General features: G+C 45.6%; 19 protein-coding genes and 2 pseudogenes. 11 read left to right on the forward strand and 10 right to left on the reverse strand.

From position 1 onward, the window contains the following. Positions 1 to 18 precede the first annotated feature (18 nt). The 3 genes from adk (at position 19) to CS022_RS00325 (ending at position 3,226) form a co-directional block, all read left to right on the forward strand. A complete protein-coding gene (gene adk, locus CS022_RS00315) occupies positions 19 to 663 on the forward strand; it encodes an adenylate kinase (protein ID WP_129120617.1) in 645 nt (214 codons plus the stop codon). Between the two features lie 171 nt (positions 664 to 834). Continuing rightward, on the forward strand, positions 835 to 1,806 hold the full coding sequence (gene hemH / locus CS022_RS00320; RefSeq protein ID WP_129120618.1) for a ferrochelatase: 972 nt from the start codon (positions 835 to 837) through the stop codon (positions 1,804 to 1,806). A gap of 115 nt (positions 1,807 to 1,921) precedes the next feature. Further along, positions 1,922 to 3,226, forward strand: a complete 1,305-nt coding sequence (locus CS022_RS00325; protein ID WP_129120619.1) for an inosine/guanosine kinase — start codon at positions 1,922 to 1,924, stop codon at positions 3,224 to 3,226. Between the two features lie 78 nt (positions 3,227 to 3,304). Here the strand turns inward: CS022_RS00325 and asnB are convergent. The 4 genes and pseudogenes from asnB to nagB all read right to left on the reverse strand — a co-directional run bounded on the left by asnB (position 3,305) and on the right by nagB (position 8,488). After that, positions 3,305 to 4,971 (reverse strand): annotated as a pseudogene (gene asnB, locus CS022_RS00330) (asparagine synthase B). Between the two features lie 339 nt (positions 4,972 to 5,310). After that, positions 5,311 to 6,528, reverse strand: coding sequence for a DNA-binding transcriptional regulator NagC (gene nagC, locus CS022_RS00335; protein ID WP_129120620.1), 1,218 nt, complete (start codon positions 6,526 to 6,528; stop codon positions 5,311 to 5,313). A 7-nt stretch (positions 6,529 to 6,535) separates the two neighbouring features. Continuing rightward, the gene (gene nagA / locus CS022_RS00340) at positions 6,536 to 7,672 is read right to left on the reverse strand and encodes an N-acetylglucosamine-6-phosphate deacetylase (protein ID WP_129120621.1); all 1,137 of its coding nucleotides are present in this window, start codon (positions 7,670 to 7,672) and stop codon (positions 6,536 to 6,538) included. Positions 7,673 to 7,687: 15 nt separating this feature from the next. Continuing rightward, complete coding sequence (gene nagB, locus CS022_RS00345; protein WP_129120622.1) at positions 7,688 to 8,488, reverse strand: glucosamine-6-phosphate deaminase; 801 nt, start codon at positions 8,486 to 8,488, stop codon at positions 7,688 to 7,690. 273 nt (positions 8,489 to 8,761) lie between these two features. Here nagB and nagE point away from each other — a divergent pair, with 273 nt between their 5' ends. Next, positions 8,762 to 10,327: an N-acetylglucosamine-specific PTS transporter subunit IIBC gene (gene nagE, locus CS022_RS00350; RefSeq protein WP_129120623.1), complete on the forward strand. Its 1,566-nt coding sequence runs from the start codon at positions 8,762 to 8,764 to the stop codon at positions 10,325 to 10,327. Between the two features lie 208 nt (positions 10,328 to 10,535). Next, on the forward strand, positions 10,536 to 12,206 hold the full coding sequence (glnS, locus tag CS022_RS00355) for a glutamine--tRNA ligase (protein WP_129120624.1): 1,671 nt from the start codon (positions 10,536 to 10,538) through the stop codon (positions 12,204 to 12,206). Between the two features lie 53 nt (positions 12,207 to 12,259). Here the strand turns inward: glnS and fur are convergent, their stop codons facing one another. The 4 genes from fur to CS022_RS00375 form a co-directional block, all read right to left on the reverse strand. After that, positions 12,260 to 12,709, reverse strand: coding sequence for a ferric iron uptake transcriptional regulator (fur, locus tag CS022_RS00360; RefSeq protein ID WP_129120625.1), 450 nt, complete (start codon positions 12,707 to 12,709; stop codon positions 12,260 to 12,262). 303 nt (positions 12,710 to 13,012) lie between these two features. Next, a complete protein-coding gene (gene fldA / locus CS022_RS00365) occupies positions 13,013 to 13,540 on the reverse strand; it encodes a flavodoxin FldA (protein WP_129120626.1) in 528 nt (175 codons plus the stop codon). Positions 13,541 to 13,655: 115 nt separating this feature from the next. Further along, on the reverse strand, positions 13,656 to 13,877 hold the full coding sequence (locus CS022_RS00370; RefSeq protein WP_129120627.1) for a DUF2788 domain-containing protein: 222 nt from the start codon (positions 13,875 to 13,877) through the stop codon (positions 13,656 to 13,658). 64 nt (positions 13,878 to 13,941) lie between these two features. Further along, the gene (locus CS022_RS00375) at positions 13,942 to 14,709 is read right to left on the reverse strand and encodes an alpha/beta fold hydrolase (RefSeq protein ID WP_129120628.1); all 768 of its coding nucleotides are present in this window, start codon (positions 14,707 to 14,709) and stop codon (positions 13,942 to 13,944) included. Between the two features lie 100 nt (positions 14,710 to 14,809). Between CS022_RS00375 and seqA the strand changes: the two genes are divergently transcribed. Together seqA and pgm are read left to right on the forward strand one after the other, a co-directional pair. Then, entirely contained in the window at positions 14,810 to 15,355 is a 546-nt protein-coding gene (gene seqA, locus CS022_RS00380; protein ID WP_129120852.1) for a replication initiation negative regulator SeqA, read from the forward strand. A 31-nt stretch (positions 15,356 to 15,386) separates the two neighbouring features. After that, positions 15,387 to 17,032 (forward strand): annotated as a pseudogene (pgm, locus tag CS022_RS00385) (phosphoglucomutase (alpha-D-glucose-1,6-bisphosphate-dependent)). A gap of 311 nt (positions 17,033 to 17,343) precedes the next feature. Here the strand turns inward: pgm and CS022_RS00390 are convergent. Beyond that, positions 17,344 to 17,904, reverse strand: a complete 561-nt coding sequence (locus CS022_RS00390) for a DUF1853 family protein (protein WP_235869165.1) — start codon at positions 17,902 to 17,904, stop codon at positions 17,344 to 17,346. 128 nt (positions 17,905 to 18,032) lie between these two features. Here CS022_RS00390 and CS022_RS00395 point away from each other — a divergent pair, with 128 nt between their 5' ends. Then, positions 18,033 to 18,788 carry a Nif3-like dinuclear metal center hexameric protein gene (locus tag CS022_RS00395; protein ID WP_129120629.1) on the forward strand — a complete coding sequence of 252 codons (756 nt, stop codon included), beginning with the start codon at positions 18,033 to 18,035 and terminating at the stop codon, positions 18,786 to 18,788. Between the two features lie 45 nt (positions 18,789 to 18,833). Here CS022_RS00395 and CS022_RS00400 read toward each other — a convergent pair whose 3' ends face one another. After that, the gene (locus tag CS022_RS00400; RefSeq protein WP_129120630.1) at positions 18,834 to 20,123 is read right to left on the reverse strand and encodes a citrate synthase; all 1,290 of its coding nucleotides are present in this window, start codon (positions 20,121 to 20,123) and stop codon (positions 18,834 to 18,836) included. Positions 20,124 to 20,539: 416 nt separating this feature from the next. Between CS022_RS00400 and sdhC the strand changes: the two genes are divergently transcribed. The 3 genes from sdhC to sdhA are packed head-to-tail and all read left to right on the forward strand — an operon-like array spanning position 20,540 to position 23,040. Then, positions 20,540 to 20,932, forward strand: coding sequence for a succinate dehydrogenase cytochrome b556 subunit (sdhC, locus tag CS022_RS00405; protein ID WP_129120631.1), 393 nt, complete (start codon positions 20,540 to 20,542; stop codon positions 20,930 to 20,932). After that, positions 20,926 to 21,273, forward strand: coding sequence for a succinate dehydrogenase, hydrophobic membrane anchor protein (sdhD, locus tag CS022_RS00410; protein WP_129120632.1), 348 nt, complete (start codon positions 20,926 to 20,928; stop codon positions 21,271 to 21,273). Before sdhC ends, sdhD begins: the two co-directional genes overlap by 7 nt. After that, entirely contained in the window at positions 21,274 to 23,040 is a 1,767-nt protein-coding gene (gene sdhA / locus CS022_RS00415; RefSeq protein WP_129120633.1) for a succinate dehydrogenase flavoprotein subunit, read from the forward strand. Positions 23,041 to 23,054 lie beyond the last annotated feature (14 nt).

Consider the following 23,054-nt stretch of genomic DNA (forward strand, 5'->3'; position numbering starts at 1 on the left):
AAAACTAAGGGGACAATTATGCGCATCATTCTTCTGGGTGCTCCAGGCGCAGGTAAAGGCACACAGGCGCAATTTATCATGGATAAATATGGCATTCCGCAGATTTCTACGGGTGACATGCTGCGTGCTGCAATCAAAGCTGGCACTGAGTTGGGTAAACAAGCAAAAGCTGTTATTGATGCAGGCCAGCTGGTGTCTGACGACATTATTCTGGGGCTGGTCAAAGAGCGTATTGCTCAGGATGACTGTGCAAAAGGTTTCCTGCTTGACGGGTTCCCACGTACGATTCCTCAGGCTGATGGCCTGAAAGAAATCGGTGTTGATGTCGACTATGTACTTGAGTTTGACGTGCCAGATGCCGTTATTGTTGAGCGTATGAGCGGACGTCGTGCGCACCTCGCATCAGGCCGTACTTACCACGTTGTTTACAATCCACCAAAAGTGGAAGGTAAAGATGATGTAACGGGTGAAGACCTTGTTGTGCGTGATGACGATAAAGAAGAAACGGTTCGTGCTCGCCTTGGTGTATATCACGATCAAACTGCTCCGCTGATTGCTTACTACAAAAAAGAAGCTGACGAAGGTAATACCAAATATCTGACGTTTGATGGTACGCAGGCAGTTGCGTCAGTCAGCGCAGAAATTGAACAGCGATTGGTATAAATTCTGAACCCTAAGAAAAAAGGCAATCATTTGATTGCCTTTTTTGATCTCAATAACTTGTACTCTCGTAAGCTTGTTTCCCATAATATCTATTCTCCGCCGTTTCAAAACAATGCGTATTTTTCAGATTAATACGTCAGTTTATATGCAGGTAGCAGGGTCATATAAGAGATGGAAAAAACAACAAAAACAGGTATTCTTCTGGCCAATCTCGGCACACCGGATGCACCAACAGCATCAGCGGTGAAAGCATTTCTCGCTGAGTTTCTTCATGATCACAGGGTTGTCGACCTCACGCGTTTTATCTGGTGCCCGGTACTACATGGCATTATCTTGCCGATTCGCTCTCCTAAAGTGGCTAAGTTGTATCAGTCTGTCTGGATGGAAGAGGGGTCACCTCTTATGGTTTATTCAAAGAGGCAGCAGCGTGCATTGCATGAGGCATCGGGCCTACCTGTTGAACTTGGCATGACGTATGGTAACCCAAGTATTGAATCCGCCATTACCGCACTGAAAGAGCAAGGGTGCGAGAAAGTGCTGGTGTTACCTCTTTATCCCCAATATTCAGCAACAACAACCGCTGCTGTATTTGATCAAGTCGCTCGGGTAGCGAAAAAGTCGCCTGTATTACCTGAGTTTAGGTTCGTTAATCACTATTACGAGCAGGATAAGTACATTAATGCTTTGGCTGTTTCTGTCGAGAAACATTGGGCGGAGCATGGCCGCGGCGATGTATTACTGTGTTCTTTCCACGGTATCCCGAAAAGGTACGCTGACAACGGTGACCCTTATCCCAAGCACTGCTTTGCGACAACTGAGGCGCTTAAGGTTAGGTTGGGGCTTGAAGATCATCAGATTAAAACCAGTTTTCAATCTCGCTTTGGCCGCGAAGAGTGGCTTCAGCCATACACAGACAAGACATTAGAAAAGATGCCCTCAGAAGGTATCAAGCGCCTTGATATTATCTCTCCAGCATTTTCTGTTGATTGCCTTGAAACGCTTGAAGAGATAGATGGTGAGTGTCGTGAGACGTTTCTCGAGGCGGGTGGGGAAGTCTTCCATTTTATTCCTTGCTTGAACGACTCTTCTGAACATATTGATCTTATGAGCGATCTGGTTGAGTCGAATACACGTCACTGGTAGAGAATAATAAAACTCGAATTCGTCGCACTATTTTTGCTCTATTTGTCTTTTAGGATAAATTTAGTGTGATAGAATTCGCGTTTTTCCGCCTTCAACTGACGATGCATCGATAACCATGAAATTTCCAGGTCAACGTAAGTCAAAGCATTATTTTCCGGTCCATGCCCGTGACCCACTGCTGAATCCGTCCTTCGAACAAAAAAGCCTAAAACGCCCACATGTTATTGGTATTGACCAAACGCTGGTGGATATCGAAGCGAAGGTCAGCGATGCTTTTCTTGAGAAGTTCCAGCTCACCAAGGGCCAGTCAATGATCATTGACGATCTGCGTGCTGAGGCGCTTTATCAGGAGCTCAAGGAAAAAGCGATGATTTCGCATGAGTTTGCTGGCGGTACTATCGGTAACACCTTACACAACTATTCAACACTGGCTGATGACAAGTCTATCCTGCTGGGGGTGATGAGTAGGGATATCACCATTGGTAGCTATGCTTATCGTTATCTTTGCAATACGTCTAGCCGGGTAGATCTCAACTACCTTCAAGCAGTGCAGGGGCCAATTGGTCGTTGTTACGCGTTGATCAGTGAAGATGGCGAGCGAACGTTTGCTATCAGCGAAGGCTTGATGAATCAGTTGAAGCCTGAATCAATTCCAGAGCATATTTTTGAAAACGCTTCGGCGTTGGTGCTGACGGCGTATTTGGTTCGATGCAATGATGGCGACCCAATGCCTGAAGCAACGATGAAGGCGATTGAGTTTGCGAAAAAATACAGTGTACCCGTGGTGATGACGCTAGGTACAAAGTTTGTCATTCAGCAAAATCCGCAATGGTGGCGTGACTTTCTGGGAGAGCATGTCTCCGTATTGGCGATGAATGAGGAAGAGGGAGAAGCGCTTACAGGGGAGACGGATCCGCTTCTTGCTGCTGACAAGGCGCTTGATTGGGTAGACATGGTTCTCTGCACTGCAGGTCCTATTGGCTTGTACATGGCTGGATATACAGACGAGTCGGCACAACGTGAAACCAGTCTGCCACTATTGCCGGGGGCAATTGCAGAATTCAATCGCTACGAATTCAGTCGACCTGTGATTAAACGTGACAGTGATTCTCCGACCAAAGTATATTCACACATATCACCTTACATGGGTGGCCCTGAGCGAATTAAAAATACTAATGGTGCAGGGGATGGTGCGTTATCGGCCGTATTGCACGATATGGCGGCTAACCATTACCACAAAGAAAACGTACCAAACTCCAGTAAACATCAACATAACTTCTTAACGTACAGCTCATTTTCTCAGGTGTGTAAGTATGCGAACCGTGTGAGTTATGAAGTGCTTGCGCAGCACTCACCGCGTCTTTCACGTGCGCTACCAGAGAAAGAAGACAGCTTAGAAGAAGCATACTGGGAACGTTAATCGATATTGTTTGCTTGATAGGCTCCTGATAAGAAAAAACCGCTTTCGCCGGTTTTTTTGTTGAGGACCCAGCCTTAATTAATCGTAGGCTTCGTTGTGAACAGCTTGAACAGCACGACCTGATGGGTCAGTCATGTTTTTAAAGCTTTCATCCCACTCAATTGCTTTCGCTGTTGAACACGCGATAGACGGACCACCCGGTACACATTTCGCTGCATCTTCAAGCGGGAACAGCTCTTCGAAGATTTCACGATACATATAACCTTCTTTGGTCGTCGGCGTGTTGTAAGGAAATTTAAACGCTGCTGTTTCAAGCTGCTTGTCCGTCACTTTCTCTTCCGCAACGGCTTTTAGCGTGTCAATCCAGTTGTAGCCAACCCCATCTGAGAACTGTTCTTTCTGACGCCATGCCACAGATTCTGGTAGCAGCTCACCGAAACATTCACGGATTATGTGTTTTTCCATTTTTCCGTTACCACACATTTTGTCTTGTGGGTTGATTCGCATGGCGACTTCAAGGAACTCCTTATCAAGGAAAGGTACACGCGCTTCTACGCCCCATGCTGCCATTGATTTGTTGGCGCGAGCACAGTCAAACATGTTCAGAGCCATCAGCTTACGCACGGTTTCTTCGTGGAACTCTTGGCTGTTTGGCGCTTTATGGAAGTACAGGTAACCACCGAAGACTTCATCAGCACCTTCACCCGACAGCACCATTTTGATACCCATTGCGCGGATCTTACGAGACATCAGATACATAGGTGTTGATGCGCGGATTGTTGTCACGTCGTAAGTTTCGATGTGATAAACCACGTCACGGATTGCATCCAGACCTTCTTGAATTGTGTACGTCAACTCATGGTGAACAGTACCCAGGTGATCTGCAACTTTCTTCGCCGCTTTCAGGTCAGGTGCGTCTTCAAGACCAATCGCGAACGAATGCAGACGTGGCCACCAAGCCTGACTCTCATCGTTATCTTCTACGCGCTTGCCTGCGAACTTGTTAGTGATACCTGAAATGACAGATGAATCAAGACCGCCAGAGAGAAGCACGCCGTAAGGTACGTCAGTCATCAGCTGACGGTGAACCGCTTTTTCCAGCGCTTCAGTCAGTGCCTCTTTGCTTGTCTCGTTGTCTTTAACCGTATCAAACTCCATCCAGTCGCGTTTGTAGTAACGGACAGGCTCACCTTTCTTACTCCACAGATAATGGCCCGGAGGAAACTCACTGATGGTGCGGCATACAGGCACCAGTGATTTCATCTCAGATGCAACATAATAGTTACCGTGTTCATCATAACCATGGTAAAGAGGAATAATGCCAATGTGGTCGCGACCGATGAGGTAAGCATCCTGTTCTTCATCGTAGAGAATGAAGGCAAAGATACCGTTCAGATAATCAAGAAGCTCTGGGCCCTTTTCTTTGTATAGAGCCAGAATAATTTCACAGTCTGATTCAGTCTGGAAGGGTAATCGGGAGTCAGTTCTTTTTTCAGCTCTTTGTGGTTATATATCTCACCGTTTACAGCCAGTACATGGGTCTTGTCTGTGTTGTAAAGTGGTTGCGCACCACTATTTAAATCGACAATCGCCAAGCGCTCATGCACCAAAATAGCTTTGTCAGATGAATAGATACCGGACCAGTCAGGTCCGCGGTGACGCATTTTTTTTGACATCTCAAGCGCGGTTTCACGCAACGCTGCAGCGTCAGACTTAATATCAAGAATCCCAAATACTGAACACATAAATCCCTCACAGAATGTTCGGCTAATTGCTTCTTAGCCTTGTCGTTGTGTATAAATTTCCTGAGTCCCAATTTGCCAACATGACAAAAAAATGCAACTAAAAGAGATAAAAAAACATAAAAAAAACAAACATCATTTATTTTGTTCACCAAAACCCATTATTTAGAGAATATTTTCTAATTGAAGCTCGTTTTGTATACAGGTTATGTTCTTTCTGTGAGTGTTTTTTAGACAGGCTCAACTTTTGACCGACGGTTTATTTTAGTGCCAGAGGACGTTCAGATACAAAAAGGCCCTGGCGTGAAAACGTCAGGGCCTCTTATTGAAGCGGAGCGCTGTTTAGTGCTCGAGTAGCTTCTGCAATAAAGAACCATTGAGCATTGCACGTTTTACCAGCGCAAAAGGACCAATCGTCGGTGTGTCGAATAGCTCAGATGACACGATAGGTAAACTCTGGTGGAAAGTCCGTAGAGATTGGCTTTCTATACAGCGACGTATTGCTGATACGACAATTTCCTCAGCTGCTGTTATTTCACCAGCCAGTACGATCTGTTGTGGGTTAAAAAGGTTAATGGTAATCGCAATAGCTTTACCAAGATAGTTGCCCACTTTTTGAAGTACTTCTTTTGCCAACTGGTCATCGGCATTGGCTGCATTACAGATATCGGAAACAGTCAACGAGTCTGCTTTATCAGCCAACAAGCTTTGATGACCAAGGCCGAGTAGCTGCTGAGCGTTTTCAACGATCGCTGAGTTCGATGCGACTGTCTCGAGACAGCCAAAGTTACCGCACTGACATTTCTTACCCAGTGGATCGATTTGAATGTGGCCGATTTCACCAACATTTCGGTTAATACCCAAGAATACTTGGCCATTGACAATAATACCGGCACCTGTGCCGTTATGCACACTGACAAGAATCGAATCCTGATAGTGTTTGCTGGCACCGAAGTAGTGCTCCGCCAGCGCTTTACAGCGTGTGTCATTGCCTATGTAACATTCAACCGCAAACTTATCGCCGATTAACTGGCTCATTTTGAGGTTGTCAACATCAATATTAGGCATGTACTCAACGACACCTGCTACGGCATCAACCAAGCCCGGTAGCGAGATGGAAATGGCAACTAACTCACGTACCAAATCTCGGTGTTCGTTAAGAAAATCAGTGATGTGACGATACAAACCGTCCATCAATGATGTCTGGTCGTGATAGTCAAAGCTTTCTGAGTATTGGGTAAGAAGTTTACCCGAGAGGTCGAACAGGGCAAGTTCGATATTGTCACGGCCCAATCGAATTGCCAGCGCATGGAATGGCGCTGATTCGGTTTTCAGCGAGATGGCTCGCCGGCCACCAGTAGATGCCTGTTGCGCGACTTCTTTTATCAAGCCGCGCTCCAGTAACTGGCGAGTGATTTTGGTAACACTTGCAGGCGCTAGGCTGCTAGCATCAGCGATTTGAATCCGGGATATCGGTCCCTCAAGATCTATCAGTCTGTAAACGGCTGCACCGTTCAACTGTTTTACAAGATCAACATTACCAATCTGTCCGCCAGTCATACACTTCCTAGTTATTTATATATTCACCATTCACAACCGTAGCTTTAACATTGAAGTCGCGATCAAAAACGGTGAGGTTTGCGACGAATCCTTTCTGGATCTGACCAAGCTTGTTGTCTACGCCGATGGCTCGAGCTGGGTACAAAGTAGCCATTCTTACTGCTTCGTCCAAGGCAATACCAACATGCTCAACACTATTTTGAACAGCTTCGATCATTGTGAGTGCTGAGCCACCAAGTGTGCCGTTTTCATCAACGCACTTGCCATCTCTGTAATATACTTTCTTGCCTACGAAAATAAAGTGATCAATGTCTGCTCCTGCTGGTGCAGCAGCATCAGTAACTAGAATAAGCTTCTCACCTTTCAATTTCTTAGCGATACGAATGTTCGCATAGTCAACATGAAAGCCATCCGCAATAACGCCCGTATACACTTCAGGTGTGTCGTAAATTGCACCTACCATTCCTGGTTCACGACCGACAATGGGTGTCATTGCATTGAAAAGGTGTGTTGCGAAACTAATGCCGGCTTTAAAGCCTTTTCGTGCCTCAACATAGCTCGCGTTGGTATGGCCAGCAGAGACGATAATGCCTGCATTTACGAGTTTCTCGATATGCGCTTGCGGCGTCAGCTCAGGTGCCAATGTGACTTTGGTCACTACATCTGCGTTTTCACAAATAAAGTCAATCATCGCGTCATCGGAGTGACGAATGAAGTCGACACTGTGAATACCTTTCTTCGCGACATTCAGGTAAGGGCCTTCAAGGTGCAAACCCAAAGACTGGTTTTGGTACTTTTCCTGATAATCACGAGCGACGCGAATGGCTTCTTTCATATCGGCATCAGATGTGGTGATCAGAGTAGGTAAGAAGCTGGTACAGCCAGACTTGAGGTTAGCCAGATGCATTGTCTGGATAACATCTCCAGTAATCTCATCGTTCAGCATTACGCCGCCGCAGCCATTGAGCTGAAGATCAATAAAGCCGGGGCTCACGTACGCACCGTCCATGGAGCGTTTCTCAATGTCTTGTTGCAGTGCGTCTTCTGGACAAACAGCTTCGATGTTGCCGTTTTTGATCACGACTGCGTGATTATTTAGAACGTCACTGCCTGTAAAGATACGGCAGTTGGTCAGTGCATACATGTGAACGTCCTTACCTTACAGATTTTTAATATTTTCGGCTTCCAGTTCCTGGAAGTATTTAACGGTCTTTACTTTAAGCTCAGAGGTTGATGGTTCATCGCATACCATCAGAGCTTTAGGGTGAAGCTGAAGAGCTGAAACCGTCCAAAGGTGGTTGACTGAACCTTCAACTGCGGCCTCAAGCGCCAGCGCTTTATTATGACCAGTGATGAGGATCATTACCTCTTCAGCATCAAGAAGCGTGCCCACACCGATTGTTAGGGCATGTTTTGGCACTTGGTTAATATCGTTATCGAAGAAACGTGAGTTAGCAATGCGAGTATCTTCGGTCAACGTTTTGATTCGAGTGCGTGAAGACAGTGAAGAAGCGGGCTCGTTAAATGCAATATGACCGTCGTTACCTACACCACCCATAAAGAGGTTAATTTTGCCGTATGAGCGAATTTTCTCTTCGTAGCGACGACACTCTTCTTCGTGATTAATCGCGTTACCGTTTAAAAGGTTAATGTTTTCTTCTTTAATATCGATGTGATTAAAGAAGTTGTTAAACATAAAGCTTCGGTAAGACTCAGGGTGGTCCGCTGGAATGCCACAGTATTCGTCCATGTTAAAAGTAACAACGTGTTCAAAGCTCACTTCGCCTTGCTGGTGAAGGTGAATCAGTTGTTTATAGGTATTCAGTGGAGTACCGCCAGTTGGAAGGCCAAGAACATACGGGCGATCTGCTGTTGGAGCGAATTTGTTGATCGAGTTTACGATGTAGCGCGCTGACCATAGGCCGACTTCTTTCGAAGTCTGTAAAGGGATAAGTCTCACTGTGACACCTCATTAAACATTCAGGAAAGCACCCCTAGAATACTCCGTATGGGCGCCCTTATCTTTATTTTCATAATAAAATAAGTTTCGTGAGTCTGCTAGTAAAACGAGCGTAATGCGTACGAGTACAGTGACGATAGTCACAATTGCCTACCTTTTAATTTGCGGGTCAAAATTAATTGCATACACTCCCCAGTGGCCGCATGGGATGGGTATAGCGTCCATGCAGCCGGAAAAAACACCGAGAAAAAACACAATAGGGGGAAATTTACGGTGAATATTCTTGGATACGCTCAACGGCTCGGTAAGGCGCTGATGCTGCCTATCGCAGTCTTACCGATTGCGGGCCTACTGCTCCGTTTGGGGCAAGGTGATGTACTCGACATCCCGTTTATGGCTCAAGCTGGCGGTGCTATTTTTGGTAATCTCGCACTGATATTCGCAATAGGTATTGCTATTGGCCTGTCGAAAGATGGCCACGGTGCTGCTGGTTTGGCAGGTGCGGTTGCCTATCTTGTGTCCAATGCGACAGCACAAACAATCAACGCAGACATCAATACTGCTGCATTTGGCGGTATTTTGGCGGGTATCGTTGCGGGTCACTCATACAACGCATTCAATTCGACGAGGCTCCCTGAGTGGCTGGCTTTCTTCTCTGGCAAACGCTTAGTGCCAATTATGGCAGGCCTATTCGCTCTGCTATTAGGCTATGTGCTGGGTTTGGTCTGGCCAACAATTCAAACTGGTCTCGATGCTTTGGCTCAAGGTGTTACAGCAGCAGGTTCATTCGGTCAGTTTGCTTACGGTTTCTTGAACAGAATGCTGATTCCAATTGGCCTTCACCACATTGTTAACAACATCTTCTGGTTCAACCTGGGTACTTGCCAGGAAGTATTGATTACTGGTGCACAAGCAGCTGGCCAGGCTCTTGAGCTGTCAAAAGTTTGTGTTTCTCCAGAAGTTGCAAGTACGTTAGTTGCTGGCCAGCAACACACATTTGAGTTTGCCAACTCAGTTACTCCTGAAATCGTAGCAACTGTAAAAGAAGTTACAGAGACGGTTGCATCTGGCGACCTGTTCCGCTTCTTTGCAGGCGATAAGGGTGCAGGCGTATTCATGAATGGCTTCTTTATGGTCATGATGTTTGGTCTGCCGGGCGCAGCGTTAGCTATGTTCTTTGCAGCTCCTGCTGACAAGCGTGCACAAGTAGGTGGTGCGCTGTTCTCAGTTGCTTTCTGTGCATTCTTGACTGGTGTCACTGAGCCAATGGAATTCATGTTTGTATTCCTAGCTCCGGTTCTATATGCAGTGCACGCGGCTCTAACAGGTCTGGCGCTTGTCGTTGCCAACATGTTTGGTACATTGCATGGCTTTACCTTCTCTGGTGGCGCGATTGACTTCTTCCTGAACTTTGGTATTGCTACAAAACCACTTGTTCTTGGTGCATTGGGTCTTACTTGGTTTGCTCTCTACTTTGTTATCTTCAGCGTGGCAATTCGAGCATTTAACCTTAAAACACCAGGTCGTGAAGACGACGATCTGCCTGTTTCTAAAGAATCAAACGCAGATAGCAGTGACTTGGCGAAACAGTACCTGAAAGCGCTGGGTGGACATGGTAATTTGAAGTCTATCGACGCATGTATTACTCGTCTTCGTCTATCACTGAATGATGTGTCAGTTGTTGATGAGCGTGTACTTAAAGCACTTGGTGCGAAAGGCGTTGTTAAGCTTGGCGAAAATAACCTGCAAGTTATTCTTGGTCCTTTAGCAGAGATTGTTGCTGGTGAAATGAAGGACATCGGTCCCGGTGAAGACCTTTCAGCTGTAAAACTGCCGTAATTTATTCATAAGTCGAAATAAATTACTAAGCCGACCTCAATGAGGTCGGCTTTTTTTATGCTTTGGCAAAAGCCCAACATCGGTGATAAGTAACTTTTTTCACTAAATGATCAATAGAGTTCGTCTAATGGTTGAGTAAAAGGCTGCAATCGTGGATCATTGGCGGTTACCAAACTTATAAACCGGTTATTCCTACGAGGTATTCTTGATGAGTGAGTCTGAGGCTCGTCCAACCAACTTTATCCGTCAAATCATTGATAAAGACCTGGAAAGTGGCAAACACTCTACTGTTCATACACGCTTCCCGCCGGAGCCTAACGGCTACCTGCACATCGGCCATGCGAAATCTATTTGCCTCAATTTCGGCATTGCACAGGATTACAAAGGCCAGTGTAACCTTCGTTTTGACGACACCAACCCTGAAAAAGAGGACTTGGAGTTTGTTGAATCAATAAAAAATGATGTCAATTGGCTGGGTTTTGATTGGGCCGGTGATATTCACTACTCATCAGACTACTTCGATCGTTTGTACGGTTACGCTGTAGAGCTCATCAATAAAGGCTTAGCTTATGTTGATGAATTGTCTCCAGATGAAATCCGCCAATATCGCGGTACGCTCAAAGAGCCAGGTAAAAACAGCCCTTATCGCGATCGTTCGCCGGAAGAGAATCTGGCGTTGTTTGAAAAAATGCGTAATGGCGGATTCGAAGAAGGTAAGGTTTGCCTGAGAGCAAAGATTGATATGTCGTCACCTTTTATGGTGATGCGAGATCCGGTCATTTATCGTGTTCGCTTTGCTCATCATCATCAGACTGGTGATAAGTGGTGCATTTACCCGATGTATGATTTCACGCATTGTATCTCGGATGCTATCGAGGGCATTACGCATTCTCTCTGTACCTTAGAATTTCAGGATAATCGTCGTTTATATGACTGGGTACTTGAAAATATTACGATTGAGTGTGTCCCGCACCAGTACGAATTCAGCCGTTTGAATCTTGAGTACACAGTAATGTCTAAGCGCAAGCTTAGCCAGCTTGTATCAGAGAACCTCGTCAAAGGTTGGGATGACCCGCGAATGCCGACGGTCTCTGGCATGCGTCGACGCGGTTATACATCAGCCTCCATTCGTGAGTTCTGTAAGCGTATCGGTGTAACCAAGCAGGACAATATTATTGAGATGGGTTCACTTGAATCTTGTGTTCGTGATGATCTTAATGAAAATGCGCCGCGTGCGATGGCTGTTCTTGATCCGGTCAAAGTGGTGATAGAGAACTTTGAGGAAGGCAGCATAGAGACTTTGTCTGCTCCAAATCATCCAAATAAGCCGGAGATGGGTGAACGTGAAGTGTCATTTAGCCGTGAGCTTTGGATAGAACGTGAAGACTTCCGCGAAGAGGCAAACAAGAAATACAAGCGTTTGGTTTTGGGCAAAGAAGTGCGCTTGAGAAATGCCTACGTTGTCAAAGCGGAACGTTGCGATAAAGATGCTGACGGAAACATCACGACTATCTACTGTACTTACGATGCCGAAACACTGGGTAAAGACCCGGCTGATGGGCGTAAAGTCAAAGGCGTCATCCACTGGGTCTCTGCTAATGCGGGTTTGAATGCAGAGTTCCGCCTCTATGACAGGTTATTTAATGTACCAAACCCTGCAGCAGCTGATGATTTTGCGGCTACCATTAACTTTGAATCATTAACAGTGATGCATGGCTTTGTTGAACCAAGCCTTAAAGGCGCGGCAGCTGAAAGTGCGTTCCAGTTTGAACGGACGGGTTATTTCTGTGCAGATAGCAAAGACAGCACTGAGGATGAGTTAGTCTTTAACCGGACGGTGGGACTTCGTGACACTTGGGCAAAAATAGAAGCTAAGTAGCGATAAGTAGTGAAAAAAAACCGGGGTCGTTACCCCGGTTTTTTTAAGCGGTATTACTTGTTGCCGTTATGCAGCGTTGGATCTGCTTTACAGTCGCCTTTGTCGCAAACCCCATATAAATAAAGGCTATGGTTTGTCAGCGTAAGGTTGTAGTGCTCTGCGACTTCCTTTTGACGTTGTTCGATAACATCATCAGTAAACTCGATCACTTTGCCGCAATCTAAACACACTAAATGGTCATGGTGGTGTTGAGTCGCCAATTCAAACACTGATTTTCCACCTTCGAAATGATGACGTGTAACAATACCAGCATCGTCGAATTGATTTAAAACGCGATATACAGTGGCAAGGCCAATTTCTTCACCGATATCAATGAGCTTTTTGTAAAGGTCTTCCGCACTAATATGTTGGCAATCTGGATGTTGTAAAACCTCCAAGATCTTTAAGCGGGGCAGGGTGACTTTCAATCCTGCATCTTTCAGTGCTTGTTTGTCATCAGACATCAGAGTTATTCCTAAGCGATCATCCGTAAGCTTGGCGCGAACAGGTAAAAAATTGGGGTGAAATTAGCAATTAGCCTAACAAATGTTATGGGTATCTGCCAGTAAAGGTTCAGAATTACACGACGCTATCTATTGATTTAGCTATGCAAAGAACATTGAACAAAACCCAGCATAAATATGTTTGAGTATGGCGTAGTTTGCATTGAGGCAGATATATTTGTCATGGCGATAGCATGTTCGTAACGAAAACAAAAAAAAGCGCCCATTAAAGGACGCTTTCTAATAACAAGTTCAGTCTGGTGTTTAGTCTTCCAGCTCGGCGAGACACATTTCTTCGTGAATTTGTTTTACCCACGCTTTAACACGATCGTCCGTAAGCTCAGGTTGGCGATCTTCATCGACGCATAAACCGACGAAATTGTTATCATCGACAAGCGCTTTAGACGCTTCAAATTCGTAGCCTTCAGTAGGCCAGTGACCGATGATTGTACCGCCTTTTGTTTCGACGATGTCTCGAACGGTACCCATCGCATCGCAGAAGTACTCTGCGTAATCTTCCTGGTCTCCACAGCCGAAAACAGCGACCAGTTTAGTTGAGAAGTCGATTTGCTCAAGTTCTGGGAAGAAATCATCCCAATCGCACTGTGCTTCACCGTAGTACCAGGTAGGTATGCCTAAAAGCAAAAGATCGAAATTATCGATATCTTCTTTACTGCTTTTTGCTACGTCCTGAACGTGAACCAGTTTCTTCCCAAGTTGTTTTTGAATCATCTTAGCAATGGCTTCGGTGTTACCTGTATCACTGCCGAAGAAGAGACCTACGCTTGCCATATTTTACGATACCCGTTTAATTTGTTAGGTGGGTGTCAGTATGAGTAACCCACTGAATTAGGATAATGAACTTTACATCATTGATTGATATTCTCGGGAAATAACACACCGCTTTTCAACCAATTCCTGCACCTTCCCAAAAAACTTGGATGAGCCCTTTGGCGATGAAGCCTGCACACCCGAGGAAAAGTACCAGCCAAACGATTCGTCGGCCAAATGTAGGTACTTCCCCAGCATTTAGTACGTCCTTAATAGCCATGCCAATAAAGAAAAAAATCGCTGCGAACAGCAGATCTAATCCTATTTTTTCGAGCAGTACATAATGCTCGTAAAGCATTGCTACCTCCGACGAAACAAACTATGCGCGATATTGTACCACATCAGTTGCAACGCTGTTAACGCTAGCCATTTCCCAAAAAGCGTTTGATCACACGGCTAACCGTATCTGGCTTTTCTGCATGCAGCCAGTGACCCGTGTTAGAGATTACATGCGCCTTCGCGTTTGGAAAAAGACGTTCAATATCTTCTTTATGTTCGGCCTTTATGTAGGGCGATTCTCCCCCTTTAAGGAACAGCGTGTTGCCGCAATACTCACCCTCAAGATGCCAACTCATGATCTCTTGGTAGCCATTGAACAAGTTATTAATGTTAAATCGAAAACCGAAGTTTCCTTGGTCTTGTTTAGCAAAAGATTTCAGTAGGAATTGTATAACGCCAGGATCGTCAATATGTTGAGCGAGTATATCTTGAGCATCCTTTCTTGATGTCAAATGTGTGCTCTCAGTAGCTATCAACCCCTGAAATACCGAATCATGCATCCTTTTTTGATAGGTGACTGGCGCAATATCCATAACGATCAATTGCTCAACCAGTGCGGGAAATCTTAGTGCAAGAGCCATTGCCACTTTTCCTCCCATGGAATGGCCGATAACCGTTACTTTCGAAATATTCTGCGCGTTAAGAAATGCCACGATCGCATCTGATTGATTGACATAGCTGACGTCGCTGTCGTGCGGGGACTGTCCATGATTGGGTAAGTCGACTTGAAAAACTTGGTAATATTCTGCAAGTGCGCGCGCAATTCCGCCAAGGTTTGCCAAGTCGCCAAACAGGCCATGAATTAACAGAACAGGTTGTCCGGATCCCTGTACCTTAAAATTCAAATACACAACTCTTTTCTCTCATAATGAATGCTTTGTCGTAGAGTATACCCTCCCAACTCTGTATAATCCTCCGGTGATTGATAAACAGGAAACGATGATCAAAACGATGAAGACAATTGAGGTTGACGAAGAACTCTATCGCTATATTGCCAGCCAGACCCAGCACATCGGCGAGAGTGCATCAGATATATTGCGCCGCCTGTTGATGGCTCCGAAAAACGAACAAGTATTGGCAGCTGCTGCAGTTCCTTCTTCTCGTTCACAAGGCATCGTTGTCAGTAAAGACGCTGGTAAAAATGGCGCGGTTGATCGTGTAAAGGAAATGCGGTCACTATTGATCTCTGATGAGTTTGCTGCTCAGGAAAAAGCGATCGGTCGCTTTATGATGATCCTTTCCACTCTGTATCGTCTTGATAACCGCAGTTTCTCCGACGCTACAGCACTTAAAGGGCGTACGCGTGTCTATTTTGCAGATAACGAGCAAATACTGCTTGATAGCGGCAAGACAACAAAACCCAAGCATATTCCTGATACCCCATTCTGGGTTATCACCAATACTAACACTGGGCGAAAACGTCAGATGGTGGAGCAGTTAATGACCAAGATGGGCTTTAATGCTGATATCTCTGAAAAAGTGTCTGGTGAGATTTAAATAATAATACCTTCAGAAAGGATATCTCTTAATGGCTAGTTTCCCACGTGCAGGTGAAGTTGCTCAGCAACAGGACTTGTACAATGTACCTTTGCTTGTTGCGAATTATTTTCAGATTCAACCAACCCCTGAAAATCCCCTCCATCGTGTTGCTTTCGGCACTTCTGGTCATAGAGGTTGTGCAGATAAAGCGACGTTTAATCAGCACCATATCTGGGCAATTGCACAAGCTGTTGCCGAAATTCGTGCTGAACGCGGGATAACAGGTCCTCTATTTGTTGGTAAAGATACGCATGCCCTGTCTGAGCCCGCGTTCTGTTCTGTACTCGAGGTATTGATTGCTAACGGTGTTACGGTTATTGCTCAAGAAAACGGCGGATACACGCCAACGCCGGGAATATCGCATGCAATCTTGACGTTTAATCGCCAAAACAATGAGAAATCTGATGGTATCGTTATCACGCCATCACATAACCCACCGCAGGATGGAGGTATCAAATACAATCCGCCACATGGTGGGCCAGCAGAAGGAGAGTTTACCTCTGCGATCGAAAATCGTGCTAATCAACTTATTGCCGATAGCCTGCGTGAAGTGCGCCGCATATCGCTTGACGATGCCAGAAAAAGCGAGCTTTTTATCGAGCAGGATCTTGTTCAGCCTTATATTGCAGAACTCACAGATGTTGTTGATATGGAAGCTATCCAGAGAGCGGGACTGAAGATTGCAGTCGACCCATTAGGTGGCTCGGGTATTGACTACTGGAAAGGTATAGCCAGCTATTTTGATCTCGATATCACCCTTGTCAATGAAGCGATCGACCCATCATTCAGGTTCATGACTTTGGATAAAGATGGTGTTATCAGAATGGACTGCTCGTCACCTTATGCAATGGCTGGATTGCTGAGCTATAAAAACGATTACGATCTGGCGTTTGGTAACGACCCTGATTTCGATCGCCACGGCATTGTTACTCCTGCTGGATTGATGAATCCAAACCATTACCTGGCTGTTTGCATCGATTATCTCTATCGTCATCGCCCTGAATGGTCTCAGGATGTTGCCGTGGGTAAAACGCTGGTTTCTAGCGCGATCATTGATAAAGTTGTTGCAGATCTTGGCCGTAATCTCTGTGAAGTGCCGGTGGGTTTTAAATGGTTTGTTGATGGCTTATTCGAAGGCAAATTAGGGTTTGGCGGTGAAGAAAGTGCAGGCGCTTCCTTCCTACGAAAGGATGGCACACCTTGGTCAACAGATAAAGATGGTACTCTTCTTTGTTTATTGGCTGCAGAAATTACCGCGGTAACAGGTAAGAATCCTCAGCAATATTATAACGAACTTGTCGCAAAGCATGGCTCATCGAGCTACAACCGCCTCCAGCTGTGGCCAATGTTGAACAGAAAGCTGTACTAAGTAAACTATCACCAGAAATGGTCACTGCTGATACGCTAGCAGGAGACACCATTACTGGTAAGCTGACCCATGCAGAAGGCAATGGCGCGGCAATTGGCGGTTTAAAAGTGACGACAGAGTTTGGTTGGTTTGCTGCAAGACCGTCAGGCACTGAAGATATCTACAAAATATATTGTGAAAGCTTCAAAGGCGAAGAGCATCTTCGTAAGATTGAGCAAGAAGCACAGTTGATTGTGAGTGCAGTGTTTGAAGACGCAGGCTTGTAATACGCAGTCACTTGCCAAGAAAATATGATTTATCAAGCCATTCGAGAGAATGGCTTTTTACATATTAGGCCATGAGTCAGGAACAACGAACCAATGGTTATGGTTTTCGTCTAGCAAATGCTGGGCTCTCTCCACTGGTTTGATTCTGTCAGCAGTAAATATTGTTTCAAGTTCATTCTCATCAGGTAAGGCCATCCATTGTCCACGGTTCAAAGTGGAGAAGTGCTTTTCAGATGGCAACTGATGGCTCCAGCACCAAAAGCCAGAAATGGCCTCTTTTTTCGCTAATTCATTATCTATGTGGCTGTCATCTAACCATGGGTTACATAAAGCCTACCCTGCATCAGTAATCGTCGATGGGCTGGTTTCATCTCAGGAAATTGATCTTGATAGGCCTTGGTATCAGTGATCAGTAGTTGATGGTCGAGCATTTTTTGCTGCTTTTTCGCTAACGTATCTTTTGCATTTGGCCCATACCATTGGTTTTCGTAGGCCAAATAAAACTTAACGGCGACTTCCCAATGCTCTATCTCTTCACCTGGCGCTTCAACCAAAAAATCAACAGAGCCAAGTGTTCTGCCATTGTCATTGACCTGAACTTCCTCAGCCAGCAATTTGTAAGTTGGATGTTCAGTAAGAAGTTGTTGTACTAACCACTGATAGTAAAAGCCAATTCTATGGCCACCTTCATAGCGGGTCAGAGGAATCTTTTTTAGCGTATTTATACTCGACCAGAAGTTGCTGGGTACCATCAATTGCTGAGGTAAATGTGTTAGCTGAGGGGCATGGATAAGCCAATCCGAGTCTTTGGCAATTTGGGTTAGGCTGGAAAACAACGAACATTCCTTATTTAACGATTCTAGCTCGTTCATTGTTTCAGAATACACCTCTTCAGAAAAGTAAAGCCTAACAATTTACGCGATTTACTTTACGGCAATGAATGTCTGGCTAGAATAGCGTTGATAAGGTTGACGATGACAATGTAAGTCAAGGAACGAAGATGAATAATGTACAGCTGGAAAGCATACTTAACCAGCACCTAAATGCTGCGGCATTCAAAGATTATTGTCCGAATGGTTTGCAGGTAGAGGGAAAACCTGACGTAAAAAAAATTATCACTGGTGTGACGGCTTCACAGGCACTCATTGATGTGGCTATCGAGAAAAATGCCGATGCCATTCTCGTCCATCATGGTTACTTCTGGCGTGGGGAAGCGTACCCTCTGCGCGGCATGAAGTATCGAAGAATAAAAGCGCTGATTGAGAATGGTATCAATTTGTATGCTTATCACTTGCCTCTCGATGCTCATCCAGAGCTTGGAAATAACGCTCAACTTGCCGCTAAGCTTGGTATCACGATAAAAGGCGGCCTTGAAGTGGACAATCCAAACACGGTTGCCGTATGGGGTGAATTAGATTTGCCTTTGTCTGCCAACGATTTCGCACAGCGGGTTGCGACTGTCTTGAGACGTCAGCCGTTGCTCATAAAAGGCGGTCATGGTGATATCAAAAAGATTGGATGGTGCACTGGGGGAGGGCAGGATTTCATTGATCTTGCAGCCGAACAAGGCTGTGATGCATTCCTATCTGGTGAAGTCTCTGAACGAACAACATACTCTGCTAGAGAGCAAAATATTCACTATATCGCAGCAGGTCACCACGCTACGGAGCGTTACGGTATAAAAGCATTGGGGGAATGGCTTGCTGAACAACACCCGCTGGATATTGAGTTTTTAGATATTGATAATCCTGTATAAAAAAAACGCCGCTGTTGCGGCGTTTTTTGTGAGCACAGAAAGAAACTAGCTTCTGTCTTTCATTGGTTTGAATTCGCGTTGGTCGTAACCAGTGTAAAGCTGGCGAGGACGTCCGATACGATTATTCGGATCGCTATGCATTTCATTCCAATGTGCAATCCAGCCGATGGTACGCGACATAGCAAAGATCACTGTAAACATTGATACAGGGATACCAATCGCTTTTAGAATGATGCCAGAGTAAAAGTCAACGTTCGGATATAGTTTCTTCTCTACGAAGTACTCATCTGAAAGTGCGATTTTCTCTAGCTCCATTGCAACATCAAGCAGTGGATCTTTGATGTTCAGTTCATCAAGGACTTCATGACATGCTTCACGCATTACAGTTGCGCGTGGGTCATAGTTCTTGTAAACACGGTGGCCAAAGCCCATCAGACGGAAAGGATCTTCTTTATCTTTCGCACGTTCAATGAACTCAGGGATCTTGTCGACTGAACCAATCTCTTCAAGCATTCTTAGGCACGCTTCGTTTGCACCACCATGAGCTGGGCCCCATAGTGAGGCGATACCTGCTGCGATACATGCGAACGGGTTTGCGCCTGAAGAACCAGCAAGACGAACGGTAGAGGTAGAAGCGTTTTGCTCGTGATCTGCATGCAGGGTGAAGATTTTGTCCATTGCGCGTGCCACAACTGGGTTAACTTCATATTCTTCAGCTGGTGTTGCAAACATCATATGAAGGAAGTTGTCCGCGTAATCAAGGTCGTTGCGTGGGTAGATAAACGGCTGACCAATAGAGTACTTGTAACACATCGCTGCCAGTGTAGGCATCTTCGACAACAATCTGAATGCCGTGATCTCACGGTGAATGTCATTGTTAATGTCGAGAGAGTCGTGATAGAAAGCAGCTAATGCGCCAACAACACCAACCATAACGGCCATTGGGTGCGCATCACGACGGAAACCATGGAAGAAGCTAGCAATTTGCTCATGTACCATGGTGTGGCGAGTTACGATTTTACGAAACTCTTCGTATTGTTTGCTAGAAGGGACTTCTCCATAAAGAAGAATGTAACAAACTTCTAAATAATCAGCGTTATTGGCGAGTTGATCAATAGGGTAGCCACGGTGAAGCAAAACGCCTGCTGCGCCGTCGATATAAGTTATCTGGGACTCACAAGATGCTGTCGCTACAAAACCTGGGTCAAAAGTAAAGAAGCCATTGGCTCCAAGGGCACGAACGTCGATCACCTCCGGACCTACTGTGCCTCCCTTGATCGGCAGTTCGATTGGTGCTTTCCCTTCAATGTGAAGAGTAGCTTTCTTGTCTGCCATAACAATCTCCTTTGTAATTTTTATTTCCTATCCCAAAATTGGACGTTGTTGTTGTACAGTTCACATAAGGATATGTCAAATCAACTGAGTGATCTTTGTAGGGTCTGCGCAAGTATAAAAATAACGTTTCTACGCGGTTAATGCTGTGTTTCGAGATTTTCGTCAATTATATTGATTTGTGTTTATCTTGACGCAAGCATATACTCTGCCGCAGGTCTCTGGGCTGTATCAACTTAGCAGAGGCGTATCGGGGCTAAAATCAAGTTTTACTGTGTTAAACAGGGCAGGGAAGCGAAGTTTAAGTACTACTTTCCCCCTATTTGTCTGCATAAAATAGAATAAGGTTTGTTCTGTCGCTTTTGTCAAGGTGCTACTCCAGAGAGTGTATAACAATAAATGCTTCTCAACGGAGCTGAGTGGGCCATATCGTGAAAGTTAGCAAGCCAAGACCGGTAAACCTTGACCTACAGACCATTCGCTTCCCACTGACAGCGATTGCGTCTATTCTCCATCGTATCGCTGGGGTGATCACCCTGTTCTCGGTGGCGATTCTATTGTGGTTATTAGATTTATCCCTTTCTTCAGCAAGTGGATTTGAAGCCGCGAGTTCTATTCTCGACAGTTTCTTCGTCAAATTTATCCTTTGGGGCATTTTGACGGCTCTTGCCTATCATATCGTCGGCGGTATTCGCCACCTGCTTCAAGACCTGCAATATTTTGAGGAATTGGAATCAGGTAAGGCCAGTGCGCAGGTATCATTCGTAATCACAGCAGTGCTGTCTGTATTAGCGGGGGTCTTAGTATGGTAGGACAAGTTTCATCAGTTGGTCGTAACGGTATTCATGATTTTATTCTGATCCGTGCCAGCGCAATCATCATGACACTTTACACCCTCTACATGATCGGCTTCTTTGCCTTCGGCCAAGATCTGACTTACGAGATTTGGGTTGGTTTCTTTGAGCAAACCAGCACCAAGGTGTTCACAGTCCTTGCCCTGTTTTCCATTCTGGTCCATGCATGGATCGGTATGTGGCAAGTTTTGACAGACTACATCAAGCCAACAATGCTGCGTGGTTTTCTGCAGTTTGGCGTTGTAGCGCTTTTGTCTGTCTACTTGTTAAGTGGCTTTTTTGTAGTGTGGGGTGTTTAAGTGAGTATTCCAGTTCGCGAATTCGACGCAATTGTAATAGGTGCTGGCGGCGCAGGCATGCGCGCGGCATTGCAAATATCTGAACAGGGCCTTACGTGTGCACTGTTATCAAAGGTTTTTCCTACCCGTTCTCATACAGTATCAGCGCAAGGCGGTATTACCGTTGCGCTAGGCAACAGCCACGAAGATAACTGGGAATGGCACATGTACGACACGGTTAAAGGGTCTGACTATATCGGTGACCAAGACGCGATTGAATACATGTGTAAAACGGGTCCAAAATCTATCATCGAGCTGGAAAAAATGGGCCTTCCATTTTCCCGTTTCGAAAATGGAAGCATTTATCAGCGTCCATTTGGTGGCCAGTCAAAAGCGTTTGGCGGCGAGCAGGCTGCACGAACGGCAGCCGCAGCCGACCGTACCGGGCACGCGCTGCTCCATACGCTTTACCAACAGAACATCAAAAATAAAACGACCATCTTTTCTGAGTGGTATGCGTTAGATTTAGTGAAGAACCAAGACGGTGCAGTCGTTGGTGCTACCGCAATGGATATGGAAAGCGGAGAAATCTGCTATTTCAAAGCTAAAGCTACAGTCCTGGCAACAGGCGGTGCAGGTCGTATCTATCAATCGACCACTAACGCACACATTAACACAGGCGACGGTGTTGGCATGGCGCTACGTGCTGGTGTACCGATGCAAGACATGGAAATGTGGCAGTTCCACCCGACAGGTATTGCAGGTGCAGGCGTACTTGTAACTGAAGGTTGTCGTGGTGAAGGTGGTTACCTCCTCAATAAAGACGGTGAGCGCTTTATGGAGCGTTATGCTCCGAATGCTAAAGACCTTGCTGGCCGTGATGTTGTCGCACGTTCGATGATGGTCGAAATTCGTGAAGGTCGAGGTTGTGAGGGCCCATGGGGACCACACATCAAGCTCAAACTTGATCACCTTGGCAAAGATGTTCTTGAAGCGCGTCTGCCGGGTATTCTTGAGCTTTCACGTACATTCGCTCACGTAGACCCAATTAAAGAGCCTATTCCTGTTATACCAACCTGTCACTACATGATGGGCGGTGTTCCGACACAGGTTTCAGGACAAGCGATTAAGCAAGACGCGAGCGGAAATGACATTGAAGTTCAGGGCTTGTTTGCGTGTGGTGAGATTGCAAGTGTATCTGTTCACGGTGCAAACCGTCTGGGTGGTAACTCTCTGCTTGACTTGGTTGTCTTTGGTCGTGCTACTGGTCTTCACTTGGGTGAAACCTTGGCTGCGCAAGTTGAAGCGCGTGATGCGTCTGAATCTGACGTTGAAGCGTCTCTTGCTCGCGTAAACCGTTGGAACTCGACTCAGAAAGGCGAAGATCCTGTTGAGATCCGTAAGGACTTGCAATCGTGTATGCAGAATAACTTCTCGGTATTCCGTGAAGGTGATGCAATGGCGAAAGGTCTGGAAGAGCTGAAAGTGATTCGTGATCGTCTTAAAGAGGCGCGTCTTGATGACACCTCTACTGAGTTCAATACCCAGCGTATTGAATGTCTTGAGCTTGAAAACCTGATGGAAACTGCATTCTCTACTGCGGTTTCTGCTAACTATCGTACTGAGAGCCGCGGTGCTCATGCACGCTTTGATTTCCAAGAGCGTGATGATGAGAACTGGCTCTGCCACACCATCTATAACCCAGAGACGGAGAGCATGAGTAAACGTGATGTAAATATGTCTCCGGTTCATCGTGACGCATTTCCGCCGAAAGCGCGTACATACTAAGGGAGGTATCAAAA

This window comes from Veronia nyctiphanis (assembly GCF_004116385.1).
Taxonomy (GTDB): Bacteria; Pseudomonadota; Gammaproteobacteria; order Enterobacterales; family Vibrionaceae; genus Veronia; species Veronia nyctiphanis.